The following is a 26074-nucleotide window of genomic DNA, read 5'->3' on the forward strand; positions in this document are numbered from 1 at the left end:
GCTCCTCTGCCGCGCGCAGATATGTCCGGCCTGGCTTTGCCAGGATCGTGAGTGAATGTGTATTTTTGTTAACAACGTGTTGTAACGTGACCTGATCGCTAGACTCCATTCGGGAGTTGATGGTGACGTTGACAGCAAGACATTTTCTGGCGCTGGCGGTGCCCTTGTGCACCTCGCTGCTGGCCGGCTGTTTCTATGTCTGCTGGCGGCATCTGCGTGCCCGGCGCGAATTGCGCAGCATGTCCCTCGCCTTCACCGGATTCAGCCTGGCGCTGCTGCTGCAGGTCCTGGAGCGGCCTGCGGCCGTGCCCGTCAATGCGCTGGCCACGGCCGCGCTGCAGCTGTGTGCGGCTTGGTTCATCACCGAGGCCATGGCCATGCGCCAGGGCGTGCGACCGGATGCGCCGCTGGCGGCTGTCTTTGGCAGCGCAGTGCTGGCGGTGCTGGGCTACTACGCCTGGGTCGTTCCCGATGCGCAGGCGCGCCAGCATGTGCTCAATTTCGGCCTGGGACTGCAACTGGCCCTGCCGCTGTGGCGTTTGCCGCGCAGGCATCCCGGTACGGACTGGGACCGGCTGCTGCTGGGGGTGTTCGTGGTCTTTGCGCTGAGCTTTTTCGTTCGTGCGCTGTGGCTGACACCGCCTGGCGCCTCGCCACCGGCCGACGCGGCCAGTGAATGGCTGGGCGTTTCTTCCGCGTGCCTGGCGAAGCAGCTGAGCCTGCTGGTGTTCGGCCTGCTGTTCGCCATTGTGTTCCTGGCGGCGGCGGTGCGCGACACCGTGCAGGAGCTGCATGAGGAGCGCGACCGCGATCCGCTGACAGGGCTGCTGAACCGGCGCGCCTTCAAGGAGGAGGTGCAGCGCCGGCGGGCCGAGCACCCTCAGCTTTCAGCCGCCGTGCTGGTCTGTGATCTGGACCATTTCAAGCGGGTCAACGACGGCTGGGGCCACGCGGCCGGTGACGAAGTGCTGCAGCGCTTTGCGCGACTGCTGCTGCGCAGCACGCGCCAGCAGGACCTGGTGGCCCGCTTTGGCGGGGAAGAGTTCGTGGCCTTGCTGCCGCGTGCGGACCCGCTGGCCGTGCAGTCGATCACCCGGCGCATACAGACCCAGCTGCGCCTGATGGGCTTCAGCGGGCTGCCCGACGAGGTGCGCATCACCGCCAGCTTCGGCGTGGCCTGGATGGCGCCGGGCCAGACGCTGGAGCAGGCGCTCGCGCGTGCCGACGCCATGCTCTACGAGGCCAAGCGCGCAGGCCGGGACCGGGTGCGGCTGGTGAAGGAAGAGGAAACGCTCTAGGACTTGGCCGGCGCGACCGCAGCCTGCAGCAGGCGAGCGGTGCGGGGCGGACGCGGTGTCTGCGGCGTCTGCGGCGTCTGCGGGGCGCTGGACTCGCGCGGCCCGCGCGGTTCAAGCGCAGGCCTGGAAGGCCGCTGGGCCGCTGCCGGCTGGCGCAGCTCCCAGCCCGGCAGCGCGGCATGCACCATGGCGGCGCCGTGGGCGTCGTTGGCCGCGTAGTGGCGCTGGGCCAGGCTCAGCTGCGGTGCAGCCCAGTTGGAGGTGGAGATCTTCTTGGACTTTTGGAAGTTCTGCCCCAGCACCAGGGCCACGGCCGCGCGTACGCCTACCGAGCTGGCGTAGCCATGGCGCTTGAACACGCGGTCCAGGTCGATCACGTTGTTCAGCGCCACGCCCAGGCGCGCGGGCAGCGCGCTGCGGTCATGGTCCAGCCCGAAGCCGGCCTTGCAGATGGCCTCGCTGGCCATCACGTCGGCCGCAAGCGCGCGTGCCTGCGCATGGTGCAGCTGCAGCAGCCAGGCCTGGTCGCAGGTGGACAGTTGCACCACATGGGGGCCGGTGTCGGTCTGGCTGGCGTGGAAAAGAGGCTTGCTCTCGGTATCGAAGCCGAGCACGGGCGCGGCCATCAGCGCGGCGCGGGCGGCCGCGAATTCGGCGTCGGTGGCGGGCACGTGGATGCAGCGTTCCGGCAGGGCGGAAAAAGGCGGCAGCAGGCGGCTGTCTTCCTTGCTGGGGGCGTGCAGGCGGGGCATGGGAAAGGGGGGAGGCCGAGGCGAGCCGTCAAGTATGCCTGCTCCTGCATGTCCCTTCGGCCCCGGGTTTTTATCCCCGATGCATGTGGACGGAGTTGTGGAAAACTCCGGGTGTAACTTGCCGAATCCGCGCCCTGCAAGGCTTTCCACGGAATGCCTAAAAAATCAGCGCAGTGGCGAAAGGGCGTCGATTAAGGGTAATTACGGATGGCCGCGCCGGACCCGCGGGCAGGGTCCGGTGGTTGTTTCAAGAGGTGTCTAAAGGCCTTGGTCGCTGAACACCGGGGCCCGTTTTTCCAGGCCTGCGCGCACGGCTTCGGCCTGGTTGGCACTGCCCAGCAGGGCCTGCTGCTCGCGCGCCTCGGCCAGCAGGATGTCCTGGGGCGATGCCGTTTCGCTGAGCTGCATCAGGCGCTTGGACGCACGCATGGCGTGCGGGCTGCTGGCCGCGATCTGGCGGGCCAGGTGGCGCGCTTCCTCCAGCGGCGCGGAACTCACGCGCGTGGCCAGGCCCAGGGCCACGGCCTCGGGGCCGGGCACGATGCGGCCTGTGTAGACCAGCTCGCGCAGCACATCGCCGCGCACCAGCGGCGCGGCCAGCGCGCAGCCGGCCATGTCGGGCACCAGTCCCCACTTGATTTCCATGATGGACAGCCGCGCATCCTCGGCCACCAGGCGGATGTCCGCGCCCAGCGCCAGCTGCAGGCCGCCGCCGTAGGCCACGCCGTGCACGGCGGCGATCACGGGCACGGGCAGTTCGCGCCAGCCCCAGCAGATCTGCTGGAAGCGGTTGGCAATGCCGTGCGTGCGCGCGGCCAGGTCCGTCATGTCTGCCGTCTGCTGGCCGTCGGCAATGCCGGCCATGCTGCCCATGTCCAGGCCCGCGCAGAAGGCGCGCCCCTCGCCATGCAGCACCACGGCGCGCAACCCGGACGTGTCCCGCAGCCGCGCCAATGCGTCGATCAGGGCGTCGAACATGGCGGGGTCCAGCGCATTCATCTTGTCGGGCCGGGCCAGGGTCACCTCGGCCACGCCGTGGTCCACCGATATGCGCACGCGTTCTTGGCTCATGGCTTGTCTCCTTGTGTCTATGCGGTTCTTTGCTGGCGGTCGGCCGCGTTGCGCGATTCGATGGCGCTGCGCGCATTCGCCCAGTCCTGGTCGCTCCAGCTGGCCAGCCCGGCGAAGTTGCCGCCCGTCGCCTGGTATTGTCCGCCGTCTATGGCGATGGTCTGTCCCGTCAGGTACTCGGCCTGGCGGCTCATGAGGAAGACGGCCAGGTTGGCCAGCTCGGGCATGCGGCCGTTGCGGCCCATGGGGTTGTCGGCACGCACATGCTCGCCGCCCTGCGGGTTCAGCCGCGCGCTCATGCCTTCGGTGGGGAACAGGCCCGGCGCGATGGCGTTGAAGCGTATGCCCCGGTTGCCCCATTCCACGGCCAGCGACTGCGTCATGGCATGCACGCCCGACTTGGCCATGGCCGAGGGCACGGTGAAGGCCGAGCCGTTCCAGACCCAGGTGGTGAGGATGGACAGCACGCTGGCCTTGCGGCCCTCGGCCAGCCAGCGGCGGCCGCACTCCAGCGTGAGGTTGAAGCTGCCGCGCATGACGATGTTGGCCACGGCGTCGAAGGCGCGCATGGACAGGTCCTCGGTGCGGCTCACGAAGTTGCCGGCCGCGTTGTTGACCAGGCCCGTGAGCGCGCCGCCGTCGGCCCAGATGGCCTCGATCATCTGCTCCACGGCCTCGGGCTGGCGCACGTCGCAGGCATGGCCCGTGGCCCGGCCGCCGTGCTGCTGCATCAGCTCCTGCGCTGTCTGCTCGACCACGGCGCCGCGCCGGCCGCACAGGTGGATGTCGGCGCCCAGCATGAGAAACGCCTCGGCCATGACCCGGCCCAGGCCGGTGCCGCCGCCGGTGACGAGGATGCGTTCGCCCTGGAGCAGGCCGGGCTTGTAGATGAGGTCGTCGAGGGTCATGGCTGCTGTCTCCTGTGCTGCCGGGGAAGGGATAGGGGGACTGCGGCAGCGCTTGGCGCCGCCAGGGGATCGGAGCGTCAGAGCGCGCGCGAGATCACTTCCTTCATGATTTCGCTGGTGCCGCCGTAGATGCGCTGCACGCGCGCATCGGCGTACATGCGCGTGACCATGTATTCGTTCATGTAGCCGTAGCCGCCATGCAGTTGCACGAGTTCGTCGAGCACGCGGCCCTGCGCTTCCGAGCCCCACAGCTTGGCCATGGAGGCCGTGGCCGTGTCCAGCGTGCCGGCCACCAGCTGCTCCACGCAGCGGTCGATGAATGCGCGGCCCACGGTGAGGGTGGTGGCCACCTCGGCGAGCTTGAACCGGGTGTTCTGCATGTCGGCAATGGCCTGGCCGAAGGCGCGGCGCTCGCGCACGTAGGCCAGCGTGGCCTCATAGGCGCCTTCCATGCAGGCCAGGGCGGCCAGGCCGATGATCAGGCGTTCGTAGGGCAGGTCGCCCATGAGCTGGTAGAAGCCCTGGCCTTCGCGCCCGCCCAGCAGCGCGTCCTGCGGCACGGCCACGTCGTCGAAGAACAGCTCCGAGGTGTCCTGGGCCTTCATGCCCATCTTGTCGAGCACGCGGCCCACGCGAAAGCCCGCGCAGTCCCGGGTCTCCACGATGAGGATGGAGGTGCCGCGCGCGCCCTGGGCCGGGTCGGTCTTGCAGACCACGAGGATCAGGCCGGCCAGCAGGCCGTTGGTGATGAAGGTCTTGCTGCCGTTGATGCGGTAGCGGCCGTCCCTGAGTTCTGCGCGCGTGCGCACGCCCTGCAGGTCCGAGCCCGCGCCGGGCTCGGTCATGGCGATGGCGCCCACCAGCTCGCCGCGCGCCATGGCGGGCAGGTACTTGCGCTTTTGCGCCTCGGTGCCGTGGTTGAGCAGGTAGTGGGCCACGATGGAATGCACGGAGTTGCTCATGCCCGAGAGGGCGCGGCGCGCCATCTCCTCGTGGATCACGGCCTCGTGGCGGAAGTCGCCGCCGCCGCCGCCGTAGTCCTCGGGGATGTCGGTGCACAGCAGGCCCAGCTCGCCGGCGCGGCGCCAGATGGCATGGCCCACGTTGCCGCGCTGGCGTGCGGCCTCGTCCTGCGGCTGCATTTCGGTTTCCAGAAAGCGCACGGCGGTGGCGCGCAGGCTTTCCAGTTCGGGGGTGCTCCAGGAGCGTGTCAGTTGCAGTGGCATGGCTTGGACCGGTGGATTGAGGGGTTCAGTTGATGCGGCGTTCGCGGCCCTGCCAGTAGGGTTCGCGCAGCTGGAATTTCTGCAGCTTGCCCGCGGCCGACAGCGGCAGCTCGCTGCGGAACTCCACCGAGCGCGGGCACTTGTAGCCCGCGATGCGTTCGCGGCAGTGGGCGATGACCTCGGCCTCGGTCAGCGGCTGGCCCTCGCGCGCGACGATCACGGCGTGCACGCGCTCGCCCCAGCGTTCGTCGGGCACGCCGATGACGGCGCACATGGCGACCTGGGGCAGCTGGGCGATGGCGTTCTCGACCTCGGCCGAGTACACGTTCTCGCCGCCGCTGACGATCATGTCCTTGAGCCGGTCCACGACGAAGAGGTAGCCGTCGGCATCCAGCCGGCCCATGTCGCCCGTGTGCATCCAGCCGTCCTTGAGCGCGGCGGCCGTCTCGGCGGGCCTGTTCCAGTAGCCCTGCATGACCATGGGGCCGCGTGCCGTGATCTCGCCCACCTCGCCGGGCGGCAGCTCGCGGCCCTCGCCATCGACGATGCGCACCTCGGCAATGGTCACGGGCCGGCCGGCCGCGCGCAGCAGGCGCTCGCGCTGCGGGCCGGGGCGGTGCTCGGCCGGGCCCATGGACACGATGGTGGGCGACAGCTCGGTCATGCCGTAGGCCTGGGCGAAGTCGGCGCCGGGCAATGCCTGCATGGCGCGCTCCAGCAGGCTGGCGTCGATGGGCGCCGCGCCATAGAGCATGAGGCGCAGGCTGGACAGGTCGAATTCGGCCATGCGCGGATGCTCGATCAGCCGGCGGATCATGGTGGGCACCAGGAACAGCTCGTTCACGCCGTGCTGCTGGATGCCGTCCAGGATGGCCAGCTCGTCGAAGGCCGGCACTATGACCTGGGGCACCAGGCGCTGGGCCATGAGCAGGGCCAGGCCGCAGCCGGCCACATGGAACATGGGAGTGACCACCATGCCCACCTTCACATGCTGGCGCGGCACGTTGCTGGCATTGGACAGGGCGTTGATGAACAGGTTGTCGTGGCTGAGCATCACCCCCTTGGGTCGGCCCGTGGTGCCGCCTGTGTACATGACGGCGGCCAGGTCGTTGCCGCTGCGCAGCGCGTCGGCGCAGGGCGTGGCGGCGGCCAGCAATTGTTCGTAGTGCAGCGCGCCTTCGGGCGCGGCGCCCGTGCCGCAGAACACCACGGTGCGCAGGCTGGAGGACAGCTCGCGCAGCCGGGGCACCAGGGGCGCGAAGGCATCGTCCACGAAGAGCACGCGCGTGTCGCAGTCGTCCAGCGAGTAGGCCACCTCGTGCGCGCTCCAGCGGATGTTGACGGGGTTGACCGCGGCGCCTGCCCACCAGCAGCCATAGAAGTATTCAAGGTAGCGGATGGAGTTCAGGCCCATCATGCCGACGCGGTCGCCGGGCGCCACGTCCAGCGCCCGCAGCAGGCCGGCACAGCGTTCGATGCGCTGCGCAAGCTGCGACCAGCTGGCCTGCTCTGCGCCGCAGATGGCTGCCGTGGCGCCGGCCCTTTCGCGGCGGCCCTTGTGGATGGCCTGGGTGAGATACATGGGCATGGGGTTTCCTCAGGAGCGGGCATTCCAGGCGGCCAGCGTGTCCTGCAGGCTGGTGGCGCGCGGGGGGCGGGGCTGCTCGGGCACGCTGCGCGAAAAGCGCGGCGCCGGCGCGGGCTGGAGTACGCCGCCGGCCTCGGTGAACGTGGCGCGCGCGCGGTTGTGGGCGTGCTGGGGCGCCTCGTCCCAGTCGAGCACGGGCGCGAAGCAGGCATCGCTGCCTTCCAGCAGCTCGCACCACTGCTGGCGCGTGCGCGTGCGGAACACGTCGGCCAGGCGCAGCTTGAGCAGGGGCCAGCGTGCGGCGTCCAGTTGCGCGTCGAACAGCGGGTCCTGTATGCCGCAGCGCTGGCGCAGCTCGGCGTAGAACTGCGGCTCGATGGCGCCTATGGCGATGTATTTGCCGTCGGCGCAGGCATAGGTGTCATAGAAGTGCGCGCCGCCGTCCAGCAGGTTCTCTCCGCGCTGGTTGCTCCACTGGCCCTTGGCCTTGAAGCCGTACATGAAGGCCGACAGCAGGGCCGTGCCATCGGTCATGGCCGCGTCGATGACCTGGCCCCGGCCGCTGCGCCCGGCCTCGTGCAGGGCGGCCAGCAGGCCCACGGCCAGCAGCATGCCGCCGCCGCCGAAGTCGCCCACGTAGTTGAGCGGCGGCACGGGCGCCTCGCCCGCGCGGCCGATGGCGTGCAGGGCGCCGGAGATGGCGATGTAGTTGATGTCATGCCCCGCCGCATGCGCCAGCGGCCCGTGCTGGCCCCAGCCCGTCATGCGGCCGTAGACCAGGCGCGGGTTGCGCGCCAGGCAGGGTTCGGGCCCCAGGCCCAGGCGCTCCATCACGCCGGGCCGAAAGCCCTCGACCAGCAGGTCGGCGCGTGCGATCAGCGCCAGGGCCGAGGCCTGGCCTTCCTCGCCGCGCAGGTCTATCTCGACCTGGCTGCGGCTGCGCGTGGTGATGTCCTGTGCATCGACCGGCGTGCCGGGCCGCGCGATGCGCAGCACCTCGGCACCCATGTCGGCCAGCAGCATGGCGCAGAACGGCCCCGGGCCCAGGCCCGCGAACTCGACCACACGCACGCCTTCAAGCGGTCCTGGCATGGAGGTCTCCTTTCAGGCCGTGGGCAGTGGATGGTTCTTGTACTGCTCGCGCAGCTTGGTCTTTAGCAGTTTTCCCGTGGCCGTGTGCGGCAGCTCGGCCACCTGCAGCACATCGTCGGGCAGCCACCATTTGGCGATGCGCGTGGACAGGAAGTCGAGCATGGACTCGCGGCTGACGCTGTGGCCTGCGCGCGGCACCACCAGCAGCAGCGGCCGCTCCTGCCACTTGGGATGGGCCACGCCGATGATGGCGGCCTCGGCCACGCCGGGATGGCCCATGGCGGCGTTCTCAACGTCGATGGAGGAAATCCACTCGCCGCCCGACTTGATCACGTCCTTGGCGCGGTCCACCAGCTGCAGGAAGCCGCCGGCATCGATGGTGGCCACGTCGCCCGTGGTGAAGAAGCCTTCCTCATCGACGGGCGAGCCGCCTTCGCCCTTGAAGTAGGCGCTGGCGATCCAGGGGCCGCGCACGCGCAGGTGTCCCCGGGCCTGGCCGTCCCAGGGCTGGGGCCGGCCGTCGTCGTCCACGATCTTGAGGTCCACGCCCCAGACGCCGCGCCCCTGCTTGAGCTTGACCTTGACCAGTTCCTCGCCCGATAGCGCGTCGTGCCGGGGCAGCAGCTTGCTGACCACGCCGATGGGGCTGGTCTCGGTCATGCCCCAGCCCTGCACGACCTGGGCGCCGAACTGGTTCTCGAAGCGCTCCAGCATGGCGCGCGGCACGGCCGCGCCGCCGATGCCTATGCTCTTGACGCCCAGCGCGCGCGGGTCGATGTCGGGATGCGCATCCAGGTACTGGAACAGCATCAGCCACACGGTGGGCACGCCCTGGGAGAAAGTGACCTTCTCGTCGCGCATGAGCTCGTAGACGCTCTGGCCGTCCAGGTGCGGGCCGGGCAGCACCAGCCGTGCGCCGGCCATGGCCGCCGCATAGGGCGTGCCCCAGGCGTTGGCATGGAACATGGGCACGATGAGCATCACGGTCTCGCGCGCGTTCAGGCCGAAGGTGTCGGGCGCCAGCTCCATCAGCGTGTGCAGCACGGTGGAGCGGTGCGAGTACAGCACGCCCTTGGGGTGGCCCGTGGTGCCCGAGGTGTAGCACAGCGAGGAGGCCGTGCGCTCGTCGAACTCGGGCCAGTCGAAGTCCTCGCTCTGGTTGCCCACCAGCTCGTCCCAGCAGTGCAGGCCGGGAAGGTCCAGCGCGGGCATGTGCTCGCGCGAACTCATGCAGACATACGTGGTGACGGTCTTCAGATGCGGTGCGAGCTTTTCCACCAGCGGCGCAAAAGTCACGTCGAAGAACAGCACCTTGTCCTCGGCATGGTTGGCGATGTATTCGATCTGCTCGGGAAACAGGCGCGGGTTGATGGTGTGCAGCACCGCGCCGCTGCCCGAGACGCCGAAGTACAGCGCCAGATGGCGCCAGCTGTTCCAGGCCAGCGTGCCCACGCGTTCGCCAGGCTGCACGCCCAGCGACTGCAGGGCGTTGGCCACTTGGCAGGAGGCGCGGCGCATGCCGGCCCAGTCGGTGCGGTGCAGGCCACCGTCCCGGGTTTCCGGCAGGCGCGAGACGATTTCGGTGTGCGGGTGAAAGCGCGCCGCATGCTCGATCAGCGACGAGATCATGAGCGGGCGGTCCTGCATCAGTCCTTGCAAGGCGGGCATGGGGGTGTCTCCTGTCGTTGTCCTGAAGGCCGGGGTCATTGCACGGGCGCGTAGCGGCTGCCGTCGAAGCGCACGAGCTGCATCTTCTTGATGGGGAAGAAATCGTCCGCACCGGTCTGCAGGCTGATGCCCGGGTAGAGCATGGGCAGGTCCATCTTCAGGCTGGCGGCCTGCTTCATGATGTTGGCGCGCGTGAGCTCGTCGCCGGCCTGCCTGAGCACCTGCACCAGGGTCTGGGCCTGGGAGTAGCCGATGACGTTGAGCGAATCGTTGGGGTCGCCGGCCGGGTAGAACTGCTTCATGAAGGCCAGGTAGCCGGCCAGCTCGGGCGTGCCCTGGTTGGTGGGGTCCGAGGGCTCGCGCAGGTAGCTGGCCGTCATCACGCCGCGCGCGTTGTCCAGGCCCGCGGGCTTGAGCACCGAGCTGATGGACAGCGAGACGCTGACCAGGTAGTGCGCAGGCTTCCAGCCGATGTCGGCGGCCTTGCGTATGGACTGGGCCGCGAACTTGGGCGTGCTGATGTTGATGAAGGTGTCCGCCCCCGAGCCCTTGAGCGCCACCATCTGGCTGTCCACCGTGGGGTCGCCGACCTCGTAGGTCTGCTGCACGACGATGCGCTGCTTGGCCTGCTCGCCGAAGCCGTCGAGCACGCCCTTGAGGTAGTCCTTGCCGAAGTCGTCGTTCTGCATCAGGACGGCCACCTTGGCCTGGGGCCGCGTGGCCAGGATGTGCTGGGCGAAGGTGCGGCCTTCGAGCTGGTAGGTGGGCTGCCAGCCCATGGTCCAGGGGAAGTTCTTCGGATCGCCCCAGCGCGTGGCGCCCGTGGAGACGAACAGCTGGGGCACCTTGCGCTGGTTCATGTAGCGATGCACGGCCTGGTTGTGCGAGGTGCCCAGCGCGCCGAACATCAGCAGCACGCCGTCGCGCTCGACCAGCTTGCGCGTCTGCTCCACGCTCTGGGCGGGGTTGTAGGCGTCGTCGGCCGAGAGGTAGGTGATCTTGCGGCCGTTGATGCCGCCCTCGGCGTTGATCTTGGCGAAGTAGGCCGCATGGGCCTTGCCGATGGTTCCGTAGGCCGACACCGGGCCCGAGTAGGGCACGAAGTTGCCGATGCGGATCTCGGTGTCGCTGGCGCCGGTGTCGTACTTCTTCTGGGTCTGGGTCTGGGTCTGGGCCTGGGCCTGGGCCTGGGCTGGCGCCTGGGTGATGGCCGGCAGGGCCAGCGCCAGGCAGGCGATCAGGGCCCGGGGGCCGCGGGCGAAGGGGTTGCGCATGGTGGTCTCCTGGCTTGCGGGCGCCGTGCCCGCTTTTCTTGTGGTGGCCGGTCCATGGTAGGAACCGGCCCGGCGCGCGCCCATCGTCGATTCCGACGAATGCATGTGCGGGCGCAGCAAGGTGCGTCGGGAAGGCGCGGCGCTCAGCCCGGCTGGCGGGGCGCGAACACGGGCTCGCGCTTTTGCATGAAGGCCTGCACGCCTTCCATGAAGGCCGGCGCGCCCACCAGCTCGCGCTGGCGTTCAGCCTCGTAGTGAAGCTGCTGCTCCAGCGTGGAAGCGGCTGCGTGGTCCAGCGCGCGGCGGGCTTCCAGCACGGCGCCGGCCGGCAGCCGCGCCAGGCGGGCGGCCGCGGCCAGGGCCTGCTCGCGCAGGGCCTCGTCGTCCACGCAGGCCCAGACCAGGCCCCAGTCGGCGGCCTGCTGCGCGCCCAGCCTGTCGCCCAGCAGGGACAGGCCCATGGCGCGCGCACGGCCCAGCCGGCGTTCGATGAACCAGGTGGTGCCCAGGTCCGGCACGATGCCCAGGCGCGGCAGGAAAGGCAGGTAGAAGTAGGCCGAGCGCGCCGCCAGCGCCACGTCGCCGGCCAGGGCCAGGCCCACGCCGGCCCCGGCTGCCGCGCCGTTGATGGCGCAGACCACGGGCACGGGCAACTGCTGCAGGTCCAGGATGAGGCGGTTGGACAGCTGCTGCATGTTGTCGGCCGTCTGCTCGCCCAGCGTGCGGCCATCGGCCTGGGCCCCGCCTTGTGCCCCGCCTTGTGCCCCGCCCATGGACGACAGGTCCGCGCCCACGCAAAAGCCCCGGCCCTCGGCGGTGAGCACCAGGGCGCGGAGGGAGGTGTCCTCGCGCACCTCGGCCAGCAGTTCGCGCAGCCGCAGCTGCAAGGGCCTGCCCAGCGGATTCATGCGGGCGCTGTCCTGGAGGACGATGAGGGCGATCTCGCCGTTGTTGCCGCTGTCGCCGTTGTTGCCGTGGCGTTCCATGCGGACGGCCGGACTGGAATTCATGGGGGACTCCTGTGGGTGGGGATGGAAAGTCAGGTGCGCGGCCGCTGCCGGGGCAGGCGCCGGCCCGGCCGGCCCGGTCGGCCCAGTCGGTGCAGCAGGCCCATCACGCCGCCGGGCATGGCGAACATGAAGACGATGAGCACGGTGCCGTAGACGGCCCAGGGCGCGGCCTTGGACACCTGCTCGGCCAGCCCCGGGATGAACATGATGAACAGGGCGCCGAACAGCGCGCCCCACAGCGTTCCCACGCCACCCACCACCACGCCCACCAGCAGCGAAATGGACAGGAACATGGTGAAGGAGTCGGGCGCCACGAACTGCACGGCAATGGCCGACAGCGCGCCGCCCACGCCTGTGTAGCCGGCCGAAATCGCAAAGGCCATGGACTTGCAGTGCGCGTTGTCCACGCCCATGGCCTCGGCCGCCATGGCGTGGTCGCGGATGGCGCGCAGCGCCAGGCCGCTGCCGCTGTCTATGAGGTTGCGCGCCATCCAGAACAGCAGGGCCGCCACGGCCAATGCATAGAGGTAGAACCACTGGTCGGCATCCAGCGGCAGGCCCCAGGGCGCCTCGGGCTTGGTCAGCACGATGCCGCCCACGCCGCCGGTCCATGCCTCCAGGTGGCGGTACTTGAGCAGCTGGGGCATGGCCACGCCCAGCGCAAAGGTGGCCAGCGCCAGGTACAGCCCTTCCAGCCTGAGCGCGGGCCGCCCGAACAGGTAGCCCGCCGCCAGGCTCACCAGGCCCGCTGCAGGCACGGCAAGCCAGTAGGCCAGGCCCGCGCGGTCCATCAGGATGCCGGCCGCATAGGCGCCTATGGCGAAGAAGGCGCCATGGCCCAGCGAGATCTGGCCGCTGTAGCCCGTGAGGATGTTCAGCCCCACCAGGGCCACGGCATAGGCCAGCACCATGGTGGCCTGGAACAGCTGGTAGCCCTTGGCCACGAAGACCAGCGAGCAGGCCGCCAGCGCCAGCGCCGCGATCAGTACCGTGCCCAGGGGCAGGGGGCGGCGCGCGCTGGTGGAGGCGACCAGCGCGTCAGACGAGGAGGCGGATCGTGTGGACATCATTGTTCTCCAGGGCGTTGGGCACAAAACTGGCGTGGCCCAAAAGCGAGGGTGTCGTCCCCCTCCCGCGTAGCGAGAGAGGGGGCGCCGTGCAACGGGAAGCGGCGTAGCCGCTCAGGGGGGATATTGTTCAAACCCTCCTGACGACCTTGCGGCCCATCAGCCCGGCCGGCCGCACGATGAGCACGCCCACGATCAGCACCAGGGCCACCGAGAGCTTGAGTTCGGTGCCGACCACGTAGCTGCCCACCAGGTTTTCAAGCACGCCCACGATGAAGCCGCCCAGCACGGCGCCCGCGGGGCTGTCGATGCCGCCCAGCAGCGCGCCCGCAAAGGCATACAGCAGCACGCCGCTCATCATGTGCGGATCAAGGAAGACCACGGGCGCCACCATCATCCCGGCCACCGCGCCGATGGCGCCGGCCAGGCCCCAGCCCAGCATCAGCATGCGCCCCACGGAGATGCCCACCAGGCGCGAGGAGGCCGGGTTCTGCGCGGCCGCGCGCATGGCCAGCCCCAGCGGCGTGAGCCGGAAGAAGGCAAACAGCAGGGCCACGATGGACAGCGCCACGAAGATGGTGCCCACCTCATGGGCCGACATCAGGGCGCTGCCATACCAGGCGTCGGCCGGGAACGGGCTGGGAAACTCCTTGATGGTGTAGCCGAAGATCCAGCCGGCCAGGCTGTGGAAGACGATCAGCAGGCCGATGAAGACCACCACCTGGGCCAGGTCCGCCGCCTTGTGCATGGGGCGGATGATGGCGAACTCCACGGCCGCGCCCAGCACGAAGGACAGCGCCACCGTGGCCAGGAAGGCCCACCAGTACGGCAGCCCCGCCTGCAGCAGCGCCCAGGCGATGAAGGTGGAGAACATGGCCATCTCGCCCTGCGCGAAATTGATGTGGTGCGTGGCCTGGTAGATCATGACCAGGGCCAGCGCCACGGTGGCGTAGATGCCGCCCGTGGCCAGGCCGGCCAGCAACTGGTGGATGAAGGCGTCCATGGCCGCTACTCCCCGAGATAGGCCTGGCGTACCGCATCGTTGCGGCGCATGGCTTCGCTGGAGCCGTGCAGCACGATGCGGCCGGTCTCCAGCAGGTAGGCGCTGTGCGCCAGCTCCAGCGCCAGGCGCGCGTTCTGCTCCACCAGCAGGATGGTCGTGCCCTGCTCGGCGTTGATGCGCTGCAGGATGCCGAAGATGTCGCGCACCACCAGCGGCGCCAGGCCGAAGGAGGGCTCGTCCAGCAGCAGCAGGCGCGGGCGGCCCATGAGGGCGCGGGCAATGGCCAGCATCTGCTGCTCGCCGCCAGACAGCGTCCCGGCCTGCTGGGTGCGGCGCTCGCGCAGGCGGGGGAAGTAGCCGAACATGCGCTCCATATCGCTGCCCACGTCTGCACGGGCAGCGCGCGTGGGCCGGGCCTGCGCGCCCAGGCGCAGGTTCTCCTCGGCGCTGAGCTGGGCGAAGGTGCCGCGCCCGTCGGGCACATGGCCCACGCCCTGGCGCGCGATGCGCTCGGTGCTGTGCCGGTCTATGCGTTCGCCGGCCAGGCGCACCTCGCCGCGTGTGTCCACCAGGTGGCGGCAGATGGCGCGCAGCGTGGTGGTCTTGCCCGCGCCATTGGCGCCCAGCAGGGCCGTGACGCGGCCTTCGGCCAGGTCCATGTCGATGCCGTCCAGCACGCGCACCGACCCGTAGGCCGCATGCAGTCCGCGGATTTCAAGCAGTGCCGGCATGCGCCACCTCCCTGTCCTGATCCTGCGGCTGCATGTCCGAGCCCAGGTAGGCGCGGATGACTTCGGCATGGGCGCGGACCTCGCCCGGCGTGCCTTCGGCGATCTTGCGGCCGAAGTTCAGCGCCACGACCTTGTCGCTCACGCGCATGACCAGGCCCATGTGGTGCTCCACCAGCAGCACGGTCAGCCCCAGCCGGTCGCGCAGCGACAGGATCAGTTCGCCCAGGCCGGCCAGCTCCTCATGGTTGAGGCCGCAGGCCGGCTCGTCCAGCAGCAGCAACTGCGGGCGGCAGGCCAGGGCGCGCGCCAGCTCCACGCGCTTTTGCGTGCCGAAGGGCAGGTCGGCCACGCGGCGCTCTGCCACGCCCGTCAGCTCCAGCAGGGCCATCAGCGATTGCGCCTGGGCGCGGGCTTCTGCCTCGCGCCGGCGCACGCCGGGCAGGCGCAGGGCGTCGCGCACAAAGCCGGCGTGCTGGTGGCTGTGCGTGCCCAGGCGCACGTTGTCGGCCACCGTCATGCTGGAAAACAGGGCCAGGTTCTGGAAGGTGCGGCCCATGCCCAGCGCGGCCATGCGGTGGCGCGCCAGCGTGGCCAGCGGCTGGCCGCGAAAGCGGATGTGGCCGGCCTGCCAGGCATACAGCCGCGACAGGCAGTTGAACAGGCTGCTCTTGCCCGCACCGTTGGGGCCGATGAGGCCGCAGATCTGGCCTGCCGCAACATCGAAACTCACACCGTCCAGCGCGACGATGCCGCCGAAGCGCAGCGAAACGCCTTCGATGCGCAGCAGGGGCTGCGAGTCCTGGCTCATGGCTTTCCCTCCCCCCGATGGTGGGCGGCCGGCGCTGGCCGCGCCGGTCGCACGGTGGCATGGCGGCGCCTACAGGCGCTCGATGATGGTGACGTTGGCCATGCCGCCGCCCTCGCACATGGTCTGCAGGCCGTAGCGCCCGCCGCGCGCATGCAGGGCGTGGACCAGCGTGGCCATGAGCTTGGTGCCCGAGGCGCCCAGCGGATGGCCCAGCGCAATGGCGCCGCCGTTGACGTTGAGCCGCGCCGGATCGGCGCCCGTGGTCTGCAGCCAGGCCAGGGGCACGGGGGCAAAGGCCTCGTTGACTTCGTACAGGTCGATGTCGGAGATGCGCATGCCGGCCTTCTTCAGCGCGGCCTGGGTGGCGGGGATGGGGGCCTCCAGCATGATCACCGGGTCGTGCCCGAGCAGGCTCATGTGGTGGATGCGCGCCAGCGGCTGCACGCCCAGGGCCTTGAGGCCGCGCTCGCTGACCACCATGACGCCGCTGGCGCCATCGCAGATCTGGCTGGCCGTGGCGGCGGTCACGCAGCCGCCCTCGCGGATGGTCTTGACGCCGGCAATGCCTTCCAGCGTGGCGTTGAAGCGTATGCCTTCGTCCACCGTGTGCGGCTGGCCTTCGCCCTCGGCACCGCCTTCGGCGCTGCGCGCCTGCACGGCCAGGATCTCGCGGTCGAAGCGGCCCTCGCGCGCGGCCTGCACGGCGCGCTCATGGCTTTGCAGCGCATAGGCGTCCAGCTGGTCCTTGGCCAGGCCGTACTTGCCGGCCATCATCTCGGCGCCCATGAACTGGCTGAACTCCACGCCCGGATAGCGCTGCTGCATGGCCGGACTCATGTACACGCCCAGGCCGGCCTTGGCGGGCAGGGCGTTGGGCGTGCCCATGGGCACGCGCGACATGCTCTCCACGCCTGCGGCGATCACCATGTCCATGCTGCCCGACATCACGGCCTGGGCCGCGAAATGCAGGGCCTGCTGGGACGACCCGCACTGCCGGTCCACCGTGGTGCCCGGCACGGACTCGGGCAGGGACGAGGCCAGCACCGCGTTGCGCGCCACGTTCGTCGCCTGCTGGCCGACCTGGCTGACGCAGCCCATGATCACGTCCTCGACCTGGGCCGGGTCGGCCTGGCTGCGGCGCACCAGCTCGTCCAGCACCTGGGCCGCGAGATCGGCCGGATGCCAGCCCGAGAGCTTTCCGCCGCGCTTGCCGCCTGCCGTGCGCGTGGCGGCAACGATGTATGCCTGTGCCATGGATATGTCTCCTGTTCCTGTATTCCTGGGGGGATGGTGGCCCGGCCGGCGCGGGCCGGGCATCGTCGCAAGCGACGATTCCGGCCAGGGAAAACGCGGGGACGGTTAGTGGCTGGGCGGTGCGCCTAACGCGGCGCCATGCGGATGGCGCCGTCCAGGCGCACGCACTCGCCGTTGAAGTAGCCGTTGGTGATCATGGTCTCGGCCAGGTGGGCGTATTCGTCGGGCTGGCCCAGCCGCTTGGGGAAGGGCACGGAGGCGGCCAGCGCCGCCTTCACGTTGTCGGGCGCGCCCTGCAGCAGCGGCGTGTCGAAGATGCCGGGCAGGATGGTGTTCACGCGGATGCCCTCGCCCATGAGGTCGCGCGCGATGGGCAGGGTCATGCCCGTGATGCCGGCCTTGCTGGCCGAGTAGCTGGCCTGGCCCATCTGCCCGTCCTGCGCCGCCACCGAGGCCGTGTTGACGATGGCGCCGCGCTCGCCGTCGGCCAGCGGCTCCAGTGTGAGCATGCCCGCCGCCGACTTGGCGATGCAGCGGAAGGTGCCCACCAGGTTGATCTGGATGATGCGGTCGAAGTTGGCCACGGGCAGGTGCCGGATCTCGCCCGTGGCCTTGTCGCGGCTGGCCGTCTTGACGGCATTGCCCGTGCCCGCGCAGTTGACCAGGATGCGCTCCTGCCCGTGGGCCGCGCGGGCCTGGGCAAAGCCCGCGTCCACGCTGGCCTCGTCGGTCACGTCCACGCGGCAGAACAGGCCGCCTGTCTCGCGCGCCAGCGCCTGCCCGGCCGTCTCGTTGAGGTCGAACAGGGCGACGCGCACGCCCCTGGCGGCCAGGCGGCGCGCGGTGGCCGCGCCCAGGCCCGATGCCCCGCCCGTGACGACGGCGCCGATGCTTGCGTCAAGCTTCATGTGTGGGTCTCCTTTGTGAGAGTCTTTGCCGCGCGCCCTGTCGCCTTGGCTCGCGACAGGGCGCGCTGCGCTGCCTATGATCTGCAGGCCAGTCTAGGAATCACCCCGCATTGCCGCCATCGTCGAAACCGACGAAAGTGCCCGCTCCTTCACTCCTGCCATGTGCTCCTCGCCCGCATGCCGTTCCCAGTGCCCATTCCTGCTCCCGGTTCCGGCTATGTGCCCCAGGCCAAGCTGAGCCCGCCGCGCGCGGCCGCAGCCCAGGTGGCGCGCCTGGCGGTGGCCGCGCGCTGGCCCGAGGCGCTGCGCGCCCGTGTGGTGCTGGTGCGTGCGCCGGCCGGCTTCGGCAAGACCACGGCCATGCGCCAGATGCGCGAGCGCCTGCAGGCCGAAGGGCAGGCCACGGCCTGGCTCACGCTGGATGCCGCCGACAACGATGTCTCGCGCTTTCTGCAATGCCTGGGCGCGGCCGTGCGCGGCCTGGGCGGCATGGCCGAGCGCGAGGCGGACGGGCCGGGCGAGCTGTCCCGGGCGCTGCAGTCGCTGGCCGGCGAAGGCCGGTCGTTTGCGCTGTTCATCGACGATTTCGAGGTGCTGCACAACGATGCCGTGCTGGGCCTGGTGCGCCAGCTGATGGAGCAGTTGCCCGTGCACGGCCGGCTGGTCATAGGCTCGCGCGCGCTGCCGGCCCTGGGGCTGGGGCGGTTGCGCACCAGCGGCCAGCTGCTCGAGATCGATGCGGCGCTGCTGCGCTTTTCAGCGGCCGAGGCCGAGGAGTTCTTTCGCCTGCGCGGCTGCGCGCTGCCGCGCGAGGCCGTGGCGCGCCTGGTGGACAAGACCGAAGGCTGGATAGGCGCGCTGTGGCTGGCCTCGCTGGCGCTGGAGCGGCATGGGGCGCACAGCGACTTCATCGAGCGCTTCTCGGGCTCGGAGCGTGCCGTGGCCGACTACCTGGCCGAGGACGTGCTGGTACAGCAGGCCGCGCCCGTGCGCGATTTTTTGCTGCGCACCAGCATCCTGCGCACGCTGGATGCCCAGGTCTGCCAGGCCCTGGTGCCGCGCGCCGATGGCGCCGCCATGCTGCAGGCGCTGGAGCAGGCCCATCTGTTCTTGCTGCCGCTGGCCGACGAAGGGCAGGGCAGGCGCAGCTGGCGCTACCACAGCATGTTTGCCGACTTCCTTCGCGCCCAGCTGCAGCGCGAGCGCCCCGGCGAGGTACAGCGCCTGCACCTGGCGGCCAGCGGCTGGTACGAATCCTGCGGCCGGCCCGTGCCCGCCATCGAGCATGCGCTGGAAGGCGGCGACCTGCCGCATGCCCTGTCCCTGCTGGCGCGCCATGCCGAGGCGCTGATGGAGCAGGGCCGCATGCGCCTGCTGTCGCGCTGGTTCACGGCCCTGCCGGCGCCGCTGCTGGCGCGCGAGCCGCTGCTGCAGGCCGTCGCCGCCTATGCCGACTGCTTCACCCGCGGTCCCGTGCAGGCACAGCTGTGGCTGGATGCGCTGGAGCCCGGCATGGCCGCCGACTCTGCCGCGCAGGCCCTGGTCATCGCCCTGCGGCCGCTGCTGCTGGCCATGATGGACCGCGTGGAAGAGGCTGCGCCCCTGGGCCGCGAGGCGCTGGCGCGCCTGCCCAGCTGCCGGCCCTTTGCGGACAGCTCGCTGACCAATGCCATGGCCTACGTGGCATCGGTGCTGGGCGATACCGACGAGGCCCGCCGCCTGCTGGATGCGGCACGCAGCACCCAGGCCGGCAGCCTGTTCAGCCGCATGTACACCGAGGCCATGGAGGGCGTGCTGGACCTGTCGGGCGGACGGCTGCGGCAGGCGGCGTCGCGCTTTCGCGTGGCGCTGGCCGCCACGCCGCGCAGCGCCTCCTACAACCCCACCAACGGCAATGCCTGGGCCGGCGTGCTGCATGCCGGCGTGCTCTACGAGACCAACGACCTCGACGGCGCCGACCACCTGCTCAACGTCTACCTGCCGCTGGCCCGCGATGTGGGCCTGCCCGACCACGTGATCGCCAGCTACCGCATGCGCGCGCGCATCGCCTTCCTGCGCGGCGACGTGGATGCCGCCGTGGGCCTGCTCACCGAACTGGAATACCTGGGGCACGAGCGCCAGCTGCCGCGCGTGACGGCCAGCGCGCGGCTGGAGCATGCGCGCATCTTCGTGCTGCAGGGCAACCGGGCCGCCGCGTCCGAGGCGCTGGAGCGTGCCGACGATCCCGGCGTATGGCCGCGCGTGGAACGCCTGCGCCTGCCGCCGCACGAGGTGGAGGACATCGCCATCGCCCGGCTGCGCTGGGGGCTGCACTTTGGCGACTGCCGTGCCGTGCGCGATGCCATCGCCCCCTTGCTGGCCGATGCGCAACTGCGCGGGCGACGCCACCGCAGCCTCAAGCTGCAGGTGCTGTGCGCGCTGGCCGAGGCGGGCTGCGGCGACATGGACGCCGCAGCCGCCATGCTGGCCCAGCCGCTGCGCCACGGGGCCAGCGAAGGCTTTGTGCGCCTGATGCTCGATGAGGGGCCGCTGCTCGCGCCCGTGCTGCAGCGTGTGCTGTCGCCCTCACTGACGCCTGCACTGTCGCGCCGCACGGAAGCGGCGGAGCCGGAGGCTGCCGCCCATGCGCAGCGGCTGCTGTCTGCCCTGGGCGAGCCCGCCGAGCCCGCCGATCCCCCCGAGCTGCAGGCAGCGGATGCGCCCCAGGACCCGGCGCCGGCCACGGCGCTTGCCGAGCCCCTGACCCGCAAGGAGCTGCGCGTGCTGGAACTGCTGGCCTCGGGCTACTCCAATGCGGCCATGGCCGAAAAGCTCTTCGTCTCCGACAGCACGGTGCGCACCCACCTGCGCAGCATCAACCTCAAGCTGGGCGCGCGCAGCCGCACCCAGGCCGTGGCGCTGGCGCGGGAGCTGCGGGTTCTGCGCTAGGCCGCTGGCGGCTCAAGCCTGCAGATGGCGCGCATAGGTCAGGAACACTTCGTCACGCACCCAGCCCAGCGACTCGTACAGCGCCTGGGCGCGCAGGTTGTTGCGGGCCGTGGTCAGGTCCATGCGTGCATGGCCCGTGGCGCGGGCATGGGCTTCGGCCGCCAGCAGCAGGGCGCGGCCCACGCCCAGGCGGCGCGCATCGGGCACCACGAAGAGGTCGTAGAGCACGTAGATGGGCGCGGCCAGCACCGAGCAGAACGAGGGGTAGAGCTGGCAAAAGCCCAGGGCGCTGCCGTCCGGTCGGCGGGCCAGCAGGATCACGGATTCGCCGCGCTCCAGCCGCGCCGTGATGAAGGCCAGCGCCGCGTCGGCATCCGCAGGTTGCTCGTAGAACTGGCGGTAGGCGTCGAACAGCGGAGCGATCAGCGCGGCGTCTTCGGGGATGGCGGTGTGTATGGCTGTGGAGTTCATCGGTGGTCCGGGGCGGAGGTTGCCAGCATGGCGCAGGGCAAGGATGCCGTGCTCATATCTTTGCTGAATCTCTCCATTTGGAGATGTGATTTGACCTGGATCATGGACAGGCGAAACACTCCCGGCCCATGTCCGAACAAAAGATCGAGTTCTACAAGGGGGCCGCTGGCGGCTGGGGCGCACTGCGCAGCGTGAGCCAGGCCCTGATGCGCCAGGATATCGCCGTCAAGGGCGCCAAGACGCTGCTGTCGGCCAACCAGCCCGACGGCTTCGACTGCCCGGGCTGCGCCTGGCCCGACCGCAACCACCATTCCACCTTCGAGTTCTGCGAGAACGGCGCCAAGGCCGTGGCGGCCGAGGCCACGGCGCGCCGCGTGACGCCCGAATTCTTTGCCCGGCACACGGTGGCCGAGCTCATGGCGCAAAGCGATTTCTGGCTGGAAGACCAGGGCCGGCTCACCGAGCCCATGGTGTACGACGCGGCCAGCGACCGCTACCGGCCCATCGCCTGGGACGACGCCTTTGCGCTGATTGCCCGCCACCTGAACGCGCTGCCCGACCCGAACCAGGCCATCTTCTACACCTCGGGCCGCGCCAGCAACGAGGCGGCCTTCCTGTACCAGCTGTTCGTGCGCGCCTACGGCACCAACAATTTCCCCGACTGCTCCAACATGTGCCACGAGCCCAGCGGCAGCGGCATGAAGCCGCAGATCGGCGTGGGCAAGGGCACGGTGCAGCTGGCCGATTTCGAGCAGGCCGATGCCATCTTCATCTTCGGCCAGAACCCCGGCACCAACCACCCGCGCATGCTGGGCGAACTGCGCGCAGCCCACAAGCGCGGCGCGCGCATCCTGAGCTTCAACCCGCTGCGCGAGCGCGGGCTGGAGCGCTTCCAGGACCCGCAAAGCAAGCTGGAGATGGCCACCCTGGGCGCCACGCCCATCAGCACGCACTACTTCCAGCTGCGCGTGGGCGGCGACATCGCGGCCGTCAAGGGCATCATGAAGCATGTGATCGCGCAGGACGATGCACTGGGGCACGGGTGCGGCGGCGTGCTCGACCATGCCTTCATCGCCGAACACACGACCGGCTTCGAGGCCCTGGCCGAGGACCTGCGGGCCGAGGACTGGGGCCTGCTGGAGGCCGAGTCCGGCCTGAGCCGCGCGCAGATGCAGACGGCGGCCGAGGTCTACATCGCCGCCCGCAGCACCATCGTCTGCTGGGGCATGGGCATCACGCAGCACATGCATTCGGTGGCCGCCGTGCAGATGCTGGTCAACCTGCTGCTGCTGCGCGGCAACATCGGCCGCCCCGGCGCAGGTGCCTGCCCGGTGCGCGGCCACAGCAATGTGCAGGGCGACCGCAGCATGGGCATCTGGGAAAAGCCGCCGGCCGCGCTGCTGGACCGGCTGCAGCAGGTCTTCGGCTTCGAGCCGCCGCGCGCCCACGGCGTGGACGTGGTCGAGTCCATCCGCCTCATGCTCGAAGGCAGGGGCAAGGTCTTCTTCGCGCTGGGCGGCAACTTCGCGGCGGCCACGCCCGACACGCATGCCACCTGGCAGGCGCTGCGCCGCTGCGACCTGACCGTGCATGTGACCACCAAGCTCAACCGCAGCCACCTGGTGCACGGCCGCGAGGCGCTGATCCTGCCCTGCCTGGGCCGCACCGAGATCGACATGCAGGCCACCGGCCCGCAGGGCGTGACGGTGGAGGACTCCATGGGCATGGTCCATATCTCCAGCGGCATCAACCCGCCTGCGTCCGAGCACCTGCTCAGCGAGATCGCCATCGTCGCGCGCCTGGCCGCCGCCACGCTGGGCGCGCAGCGGCCCGTGCACTGGCTGGAGCTGGCTGGCGACTATGCACGCATACGCGAGCTGATCGAGCAGGTCTTCGACGACTTCCACGACTTCAACGCGCGCGTGGCCGTGCCGGGCGGCTTCAAGCTGCGCAATGCGGCGAGCGAGCGCATCTGGGAGACGCCCCGGGGCAAGGCCGGCTTCTTCGTGCACGCCGTGCCGCGCGACACGCCCGTGCACCGCGCGCGCGCCGCGCGCAGCCCCGGCGCATCGCCGGTGTTCACGCTGTTCACCACGCGCTCGCACGACCAGTACAACACCACCATCTACGGCATGGACGACCGCTATCGCGGCGTCTTCGGACAGCGCCGCGTGGTCTTCATCCATGCCGAGGACATCCGCGCCCTGGGCTTGAAGGATGGCGACTGGGTGGACCTGCAGACGGTGTGGGATGACGGCCAGCAGCGCAGCGCCGAGCGCTTCAGGCTCGTGGCCTACGACATTCCGCGCGGCTGCATCGCTGCCTACTATCCCGAGACCAATCCGCTGGTGCCGCTGTCGGCCACGGCCATCGTGGCGGGCACGCCCAGCTCCAAGTCCATTCCCGTGCAGCTGGTGGCGCACCGGCTGCCTGCCGTGCCGTCTCTTGCGCTGGAAGAAATGGCGGCCTGAAGTGCAAGGCATGGAAGAACTGGCCGCCGCCATCCTGCGCGAATTGGCCACCGAGCCCGCACCCATGTCCCTGCCCAGGCTGGGCAAGCGACTGGGGCAGGGCGCCAGCGTGCTCATGCGCTGCCTGGCGCTGATGGGCGATGCACCCATTGCCGGCACACCGGGGCCGGGCTGGGTCAGGCTGGAGCAGGAAGAGGGGCGGTGGCTGGCGGCCCTGACGGAGCGCGGGCGCTTGTGGGTGGAGGCCGAGGCCTGTCAGGCGCTGGCCGAGGGCACGGGCCGCGTGCGGTAGAACTGCATCGGAAACTCCTGCATTTCCTTGGCGTGCTGGTTGATCACCGCGCGCTTCATCTTGCCCACCACGTGCATCTCGCAGGGCTTGCAGTCGAAGCGCAGCGTGAGTTTTTCCTTGCCGTTGATCAGCTGCAGCGGCTCGGCCTTGATCGTGCCCTTGACGCCGATGACGCCCTTGGCCTGCTTGGGGCACAGGCTCATGGAAAAGCGCACGCAATGCTTGGTGATCATCAGGCTGACTTCGCCTTCTTCTTCCTTGCTCTCGTAGGCCGCGTCGATGACCTTGACGCCGTGCTTGATGTAGAAGTCGTGCGCCTTCTGGTTGTAGACGTTGGCCAGGTAGGTCAGCGTGTCCTCGGGGAAGGGCACGGGCGGCTCCACGGGCAGGGCGCGCGGCAGGCGCACGAAGCCGGCCTGGCGCGCGGCCTCCAGCGCGGCGACGGCGTCGCGGCGCAGCTGGTTCAGGGCCGAGGCCGGCACGAACCAGGGCTGGCTCAGCTGCAGGCCGATGTCATGCACGGAAAAAATGGTGGCGCCGAAGCGGCCCAGCTGCTCGCGCAGCGTGGCCTCGGCACGGGCTGCGTCGGTGGCGGCCTGGTGTTCCTGCACGATGGCGGCGGTGGCGGTGAAGCCGTCCTCGTCGGTCAGCGTGAGCGCAAAGCCGTCGGGCGTTTCCTTGAGTTCGGCCCACAGGCCGATGCGGCGGTCGCTGGATTTCTTGTCCAGCGTGCGCACCCAGGCCATGTCGCGGTTGCGGTTGACTTCCAGGCCCTTGCGCAGGTCCTTGAAGCCGGCGATGGGGTCCTTGGGGAACAGGCGCCACAGCGACTTCTTCGCATCCACCGACTCGGCGCGGTTGATCTGCAGGCCCACCAGTTCCTTTTGCAGGTCGTAGTAGCACAGGCCGTCGCCGTTGTGCAGTTCGGTGTCGCGGCTCGAGGTCTCGATCTCCACGAAGTTCTCGCCCACCTTGGTGACCCAGCCGATGGCGCGGCCCGGTGTCTTGGGCGTGTCGAAGGCGCCGATGTCGTCCTTGCGGCCGTTGACGAAGTAGTCGGTGAACTCGCGGTTGAAGTTCTGGTCGGGGTCGGGCGTGAAGCTGAACGTGGTGCTGCCTGAAGACGAGCGCGCCAGCGGCGTGTCGGAGAATTCGCGCTCCTCGATGATTTCGTCCAGCAGCTTGCGGTAGTGGGCCGTGATGTTCTTCACGTAGCCCATGTCCTTGTAGCGGCCCTCGATCTTGAAGCTGCGCACGCCGGCGTCGATCAGTGCGCGCAGGTTGTCGCTCTGGTTGTTGTCCTTCATGGACAGCACGTGCTTTTCGTGGGCAATGATGCGGCCGCTGGCGTCCAGCACCTCGTAGGGCAGGCGGCAGGCCTGGTTGCAGTCGCCGCGGTTGGCGCTGCGGCCCGTGTGGGCGTGGGTGATGTAGCACTGGCCCGAGTAGGCCACGCACAGCGCGCCGTGCACGAAGAATTCGATGGTGGTGCGCGCCGGGTCGGTGGCCGCACGCACGGCGGCGATCTGCTGCAGGTCCAGCTCGCGCGCAACGACGATCTGCGACAGGCCGGCATCCTGCAGGAAGCGGGCCTTCTCGGGCGTGCGGATGTCGGTCTGGGTGCTGGCGTGCAGCTGGATGGGCGGCAGGTCCAACTCCAGCAGGCCCATGTCCTGGATGATCAGCGCGTCGGCACCGGCCTCGTAGATCTGCCAGGCCATCTTGCGCGCAGCCTCGAGTTCATCGTCGCGCAGGATGGTGTTGAGCGTGATGAAGATGCGGCTGCCGAAGCGGTGCGCGTGGTTGATCAGGCGCTGCAGGTCGCGGATGTCGTTGCCCGCCGTGGCGCGCGCGCCGAAGGCCGGGCCGCCGATGTAGACGGCGTCGGCGCCATGGTTCACGGCCTCGATGCCGATGTCGGCATCGCGCGCGGGAGACAGGAGTTCGAGCTGGTGGGGCAGGAGGGACATGGGGCTTTGTGGTGTTCTGTGTTCGTACCCGCACCGGCGTGGGGGGGCCGGGCGTCGGGCGCAATGCGGGGGAAAACTGGCCCCCACGCTACCCTTGCTGCGCAAGGTCCGCTGCCCCCCAAGGGGGCCGCTTTTTGTCTTGGGGCGGTCCGGCGACGAAAACCTCGCAGCCCGCTTGCGGTGAGGCGCAGCATTATCGCCGCAGCCCCGAAAAAACGCGCGCCAGGGGGTATGCGCCCGATGCCCGGACGCGCAGCGCCGGTTTTTGCCTATCCTTTAGGATG

At 69.9% G+C, this 26074-nt stretch carries 21 protein-coding genes; 4 read left to right on the forward strand and 17 right to left on the reverse strand.

Annotation, left to right across the window (positions count from 1 at the left end):
• Positions 1-239 precede the first annotated feature (239 nt).
• Entirely contained in the window at positions 240-1298 is a 1059-nt protein-coding gene (locus tag ACF8O7_RS25395) for a diguanylate cyclase (protein WP_227472559.1), read from the forward strand.
• Here the strand turns inward: ACF8O7_RS25395 and ACF8O7_RS25400 are convergent.
• The 15 genes from ACF8O7_RS25400 to ACF8O7_RS25470 all read right to left on the reverse strand — a co-directional run bounded on the left by ACF8O7_RS25400 (position 1295) and on the right by ACF8O7_RS25470 (position 17658).
• Complete coding sequence (locus tag ACF8O7_RS25400; RefSeq protein ID WP_017406343.1) at positions 1295-2050, reverse strand: 3'-5' exonuclease; 756 nt, start codon at positions 2048-2050, stop codon at positions 1295-1297. The two genes, ACF8O7_RS25395 and ACF8O7_RS25400, sit on opposite strands and share 4 nt — an antisense overlap.
• A 258-nt stretch (positions 2051-2308) precedes the next feature.
• Entirely contained in the window at positions 2309-3121 is an 813-nt protein-coding gene (locus tag ACF8O7_RS25405) for a crotonase/enoyl-CoA hydratase family protein (RefSeq protein WP_046241661.1), read from the reverse strand.
• 17 nt (positions 3122-3138) lie between these two features.
• The gene (locus ACF8O7_RS25410; RefSeq protein ID WP_034363614.1) at positions 3139-4029 is read right to left on the reverse strand and encodes an SDR family oxidoreductase; all 891 of its coding nucleotides are present in this window, start codon (positions 4027-4029) and stop codon (positions 3139-3141) included.
• 77 nt (positions 4030-4106) lie between these two features.
• Positions 4107-5255, reverse strand: a complete 1149-nt coding sequence (locus ACF8O7_RS25415; protein WP_017406341.1) for an acyl-CoA dehydrogenase family protein — start codon at positions 5253-5255, stop codon at positions 4107-4109.
• Positions 5256-5280: 25 nt separating this feature from the next.
• Positions 5281-6843, reverse strand: a complete 1563-nt coding sequence (locus ACF8O7_RS25420; RefSeq protein ID WP_017406340.1) for a long-chain-fatty-acid--CoA ligase — start codon at positions 6841-6843, stop codon at positions 5281-5283.
• Positions 6844-6852: 9 nt separating this feature from the next.
• Positions 6853-7935 carry a CaiB/BaiF CoA transferase family protein gene (locus tag ACF8O7_RS25425; RefSeq protein WP_392444573.1) on the reverse strand — a complete coding sequence of 361 codons (1083 nt, stop codon included), beginning with the start codon at positions 7933-7935 and terminating at the stop codon, positions 6853-6855.
• A gap of 12 nt (positions 7936-7947) precedes the next feature.
• Positions 7948-9603 carry a long-chain-fatty-acid--CoA ligase gene (locus ACF8O7_RS25430; protein WP_126312127.1) on the reverse strand — a complete coding sequence of 552 codons (1656 nt, stop codon included), beginning with the start codon at positions 9601-9603 and terminating at the stop codon, positions 7948-7950.
• Positions 9604-9638: 35 nt separating this feature from the next.
• Positions 9639-10877, reverse strand: a complete 1239-nt coding sequence (locus ACF8O7_RS25435; RefSeq protein WP_126312126.1) for an ABC transporter substrate-binding protein — start codon at positions 10875-10877, stop codon at positions 9639-9641.
• Positions 10878-11020: 143 nt separating this feature from the next.
• Positions 11021-11887 (reverse strand): enoyl-CoA hydratase-related protein, encoded by an 867-nt coding sequence (locus ACF8O7_RS25440; RefSeq protein ID WP_392444577.1) that lies wholly within the window; start codon positions 11885-11887, stop codon positions 11021-11023.
• Positions 11888-11916: 29 nt separating this feature from the next.
• Entirely contained in the window at positions 11917-12954 is a 1038-nt protein-coding gene (locus tag ACF8O7_RS25445; RefSeq protein ID WP_392444580.1) for a branched-chain amino acid ABC transporter permease, read from the reverse strand.
• Between the two features lie 130 nt (positions 12955-13084).
• Complete coding sequence (locus ACF8O7_RS25450) at positions 13085-13957, reverse strand: branched-chain amino acid ABC transporter permease (protein ID WP_034363620.1); 873 nt, start codon at positions 13955-13957, stop codon at positions 13085-13087.
• A 5-nt stretch (positions 13958-13962) separates the two neighbouring features.
• Positions 13963-14688 carry an ABC transporter ATP-binding protein gene (locus ACF8O7_RS25455; protein ID WP_392444583.1) on the reverse strand — a complete coding sequence of 242 codons (726 nt, stop codon included), beginning with the start codon at positions 14686-14688 and terminating at the stop codon, positions 13963-13965.
• Positions 14672-15496: an ABC transporter ATP-binding protein gene (locus ACF8O7_RS25460; protein WP_392444586.1), complete on the reverse strand. Its 825-nt coding sequence runs from the start codon at positions 15494-15496 to the stop codon at positions 14672-14674. Before ACF8O7_RS25460 ends, ACF8O7_RS25455 begins: the two co-directional genes overlap by 17 nt.
• Before the next feature lie 69 nt (positions 15497-15565).
• Positions 15566-16750, reverse strand: a complete 1185-nt coding sequence (locus tag ACF8O7_RS25465) for an acetyl-CoA C-acetyltransferase (protein WP_392444589.1) — start codon at positions 16748-16750, stop codon at positions 15566-15568.
• A gap of 125 nt (positions 16751-16875) precedes the next feature.
• Positions 16876-17658, reverse strand: a complete 783-nt coding sequence (locus ACF8O7_RS25470; protein ID WP_392444592.1) for an SDR family NAD(P)-dependent oxidoreductase — start codon at positions 17656-17658, stop codon at positions 16876-16878.
• Between the two features lie 177 nt (positions 17659-17835).
• Between ACF8O7_RS25470 and ACF8O7_RS25475 the strand changes: the two genes are divergently transcribed.
• Positions 17836-20586 (forward strand): LuxR C-terminal-related transcriptional regulator, encoded by a 2751-nt coding sequence (locus ACF8O7_RS25475; RefSeq protein WP_392444594.1) that lies wholly within the window; start codon positions 17836-17838, stop codon positions 20584-20586.
• Positions 20587-20598: 12 nt separating this feature from the next.
• Here the strand turns inward: ACF8O7_RS25475 and ACF8O7_RS25480 are convergent, their stop codons facing one another.
• Complete coding sequence (locus tag ACF8O7_RS25480; RefSeq protein ID WP_013801551.1) at positions 20599-21057, reverse strand: GNAT family N-acetyltransferase; 459 nt, start codon at positions 21055-21057, stop codon at positions 20599-20601.
• Between the two features lie 128 nt (positions 21058-21185).
• Here ACF8O7_RS25480 and ACF8O7_RS25485 point away from each other — a divergent pair, with 128 nt between their 5' ends.
• Both ACF8O7_RS25485 and ACF8O7_RS25490 read left to right on the forward strand, forming a co-directional pair.
• The gene (locus tag ACF8O7_RS25485) at positions 21186-23528 is read left to right on the forward strand and encodes an FdhF/YdeP family oxidoreductase (protein WP_392444597.1); all 2343 of its coding nucleotides are present in this window, start codon (positions 21186-21188) and stop codon (positions 23526-23528) included.
• 10 nt (positions 23529-23538) lie between these two features.
• Complete coding sequence (locus ACF8O7_RS25490; RefSeq protein ID WP_012206611.1) at positions 23539-23820, forward strand: hypothetical protein; 282 nt, start codon at positions 23539-23541, stop codon at positions 23818-23820.
• Here the strand turns inward: ACF8O7_RS25490 and ACF8O7_RS25495 are convergent.
• Complete coding sequence (locus ACF8O7_RS25495) at positions 23784-25790, reverse strand: U32 family peptidase (RefSeq protein ID WP_016451402.1); 2007 nt, start codon at positions 25788-25790, stop codon at positions 23784-23786. The two genes, ACF8O7_RS25490 and ACF8O7_RS25495, sit on opposite strands and share 37 nt — an antisense overlap.
• Positions 25791-26074: the final 284 nt, after the last annotated feature.

The organism is Delftia sp. WSY_16 (genome assembly GCF_043104415.1).
Lineage (GTDB): Bacteria > Pseudomonadota > Gammaproteobacteria > Burkholderiales > Burkholderiaceae_C > Comamonas > Comamonas tsuruhatensis.

Excerpts from the sequence above, each read along its gene's own strand:
- ACF8O7_RS25490 (WP_012206611.1), top strand. The coding sequence starts at position 23,539 with ATGGAAGAACTGGCCGCCGCCATCCTGCGCGAATTGGCCACCGAGCCC.
- ACF8O7_RS25435 (WP_126312126.1), bottom strand. The coding sequence starts at position 10,877 with ATGCGCAACCCCTTCGCCCGCGGCCCCCGGGCCCTGATCGCCTGCCTG.
- ACF8O7_RS25430 (WP_126312127.1), bottom strand. The coding sequence starts at position 9,603 with ATGCCCGCCTTGCAAGGACTGATGCAGGACCGCCCGCTCATGATCTCG.
- ACF8O7_RS25415 (WP_017406341.1), bottom strand. The coding sequence starts at position 5,255 with ATGCCACTGCAACTGACACGCTCCTGGAGCACCCCCGAACTGGAAAGC.
- ACF8O7_RS25480 (WP_013801551.1), bottom strand. The coding sequence starts at position 21,057 with ATGAACTCCACAGCCATACACACCGCCATCCCCGAAGACGCCGCGCTG.
- ACF8O7_RS25425 (WP_392444573.1), bottom strand. The coding sequence starts at position 7,935 with ATGCCAGGACCGCTTGAAGGCGTGCGTGTGGTCGAGTTCGCGGGCCTG.
- ACF8O7_RS25470 (WP_392444592.1), bottom strand. The coding sequence starts at position 17,658 with ATGAAGCTTGACGCAAGCATCGGCGCCGTCGTCACGGGCGGGGCATCG.
- ACF8O7_RS25465 (WP_392444589.1), bottom strand. The coding sequence starts at position 16,750 with ATGGCACAGGCATACATCGTTGCCGCCACGCGCACGGCAGGCGGCAAG.
- ACF8O7_RS25395 (WP_227472559.1), top strand. The coding sequence starts at position 240 with ATGTCCCTCGCCTTCACCGGATTCAGCCTGGCGCTGCTGCTGCAGGTC.
- ACF8O7_RS25475 (WP_392444594.1), top strand. The coding sequence starts at position 17,836 with ATGCCGTTCCCAGTGCCCATTCCTGCTCCCGGTTCCGGCTATGTGCCC.
- ACF8O7_RS25455 (WP_392444583.1), bottom strand. The coding sequence starts at position 14,688 with ATGCCGGCACTGCTTGAAATCCGCGGACTGCATGCGGCCTACGGGTCG.
- ACF8O7_RS25440 (WP_392444577.1), bottom strand. The coding sequence starts at position 11,887 with ATGAATTCCAGTCCGGCCGTCCGCATGGAACGCCACGGCAACAACGGC.
- ACF8O7_RS25460 (WP_392444586.1), bottom strand. The coding sequence starts at position 15,496 with ATGAGCCAGGACTCGCAGCCCCTGCTGCGCATCGAAGGCGTTTCGCTG.
- ACF8O7_RS25410 (WP_034363614.1), bottom strand. The coding sequence starts at position 4,029 with ATGACCCTCGACGACCTCATCTACAAGCCCGGCCTGCTCCAGGGCGAA.
- ACF8O7_RS25445 (WP_392444580.1), bottom strand. The coding sequence starts at position 12,954 with ATGTCCACACGATCCGCCTCCTCGTCTGACGCGCTGGTCGCCTCCACC.
- ACF8O7_RS25450 (WP_034363620.1), bottom strand. The coding sequence starts at position 13,957 with ATGGACGCCTTCATCCACCAGTTGCTGGCCGGCCTGGCCACGGGCGGC.
- ACF8O7_RS25495 (WP_016451402.1), bottom strand. The coding sequence starts at position 25,790 with ATGTCCCTCCTGCCCCACCAGCTCGAACTCCTGTCTCCCGCGCGCGAT.
- ACF8O7_RS25485 (WP_392444597.1), top strand. The coding sequence starts at position 21,186 with ATGTCCGAACAAAAGATCGAGTTCTACAAGGGGGCCGCTGGCGGCTGG.
- ACF8O7_RS25420 (WP_017406340.1), bottom strand. The coding sequence starts at position 6,843 with ATGCCCATGTATCTCACCCAGGCCATCCACAAGGGCCGCCGCGAAAGG.
- ACF8O7_RS25400 (WP_017406343.1), bottom strand. The coding sequence starts at position 2,050 with ATGCCCCGCCTGCACGCCCCCAGCAAGGAAGACAGCCGCCTGCTGCCG.
- ACF8O7_RS25405 (WP_046241661.1), bottom strand. The coding sequence starts at position 3,121 with ATGAGCCAAGAACGCGTGCGCATATCGGTGGACCACGGCGTGGCCGAG.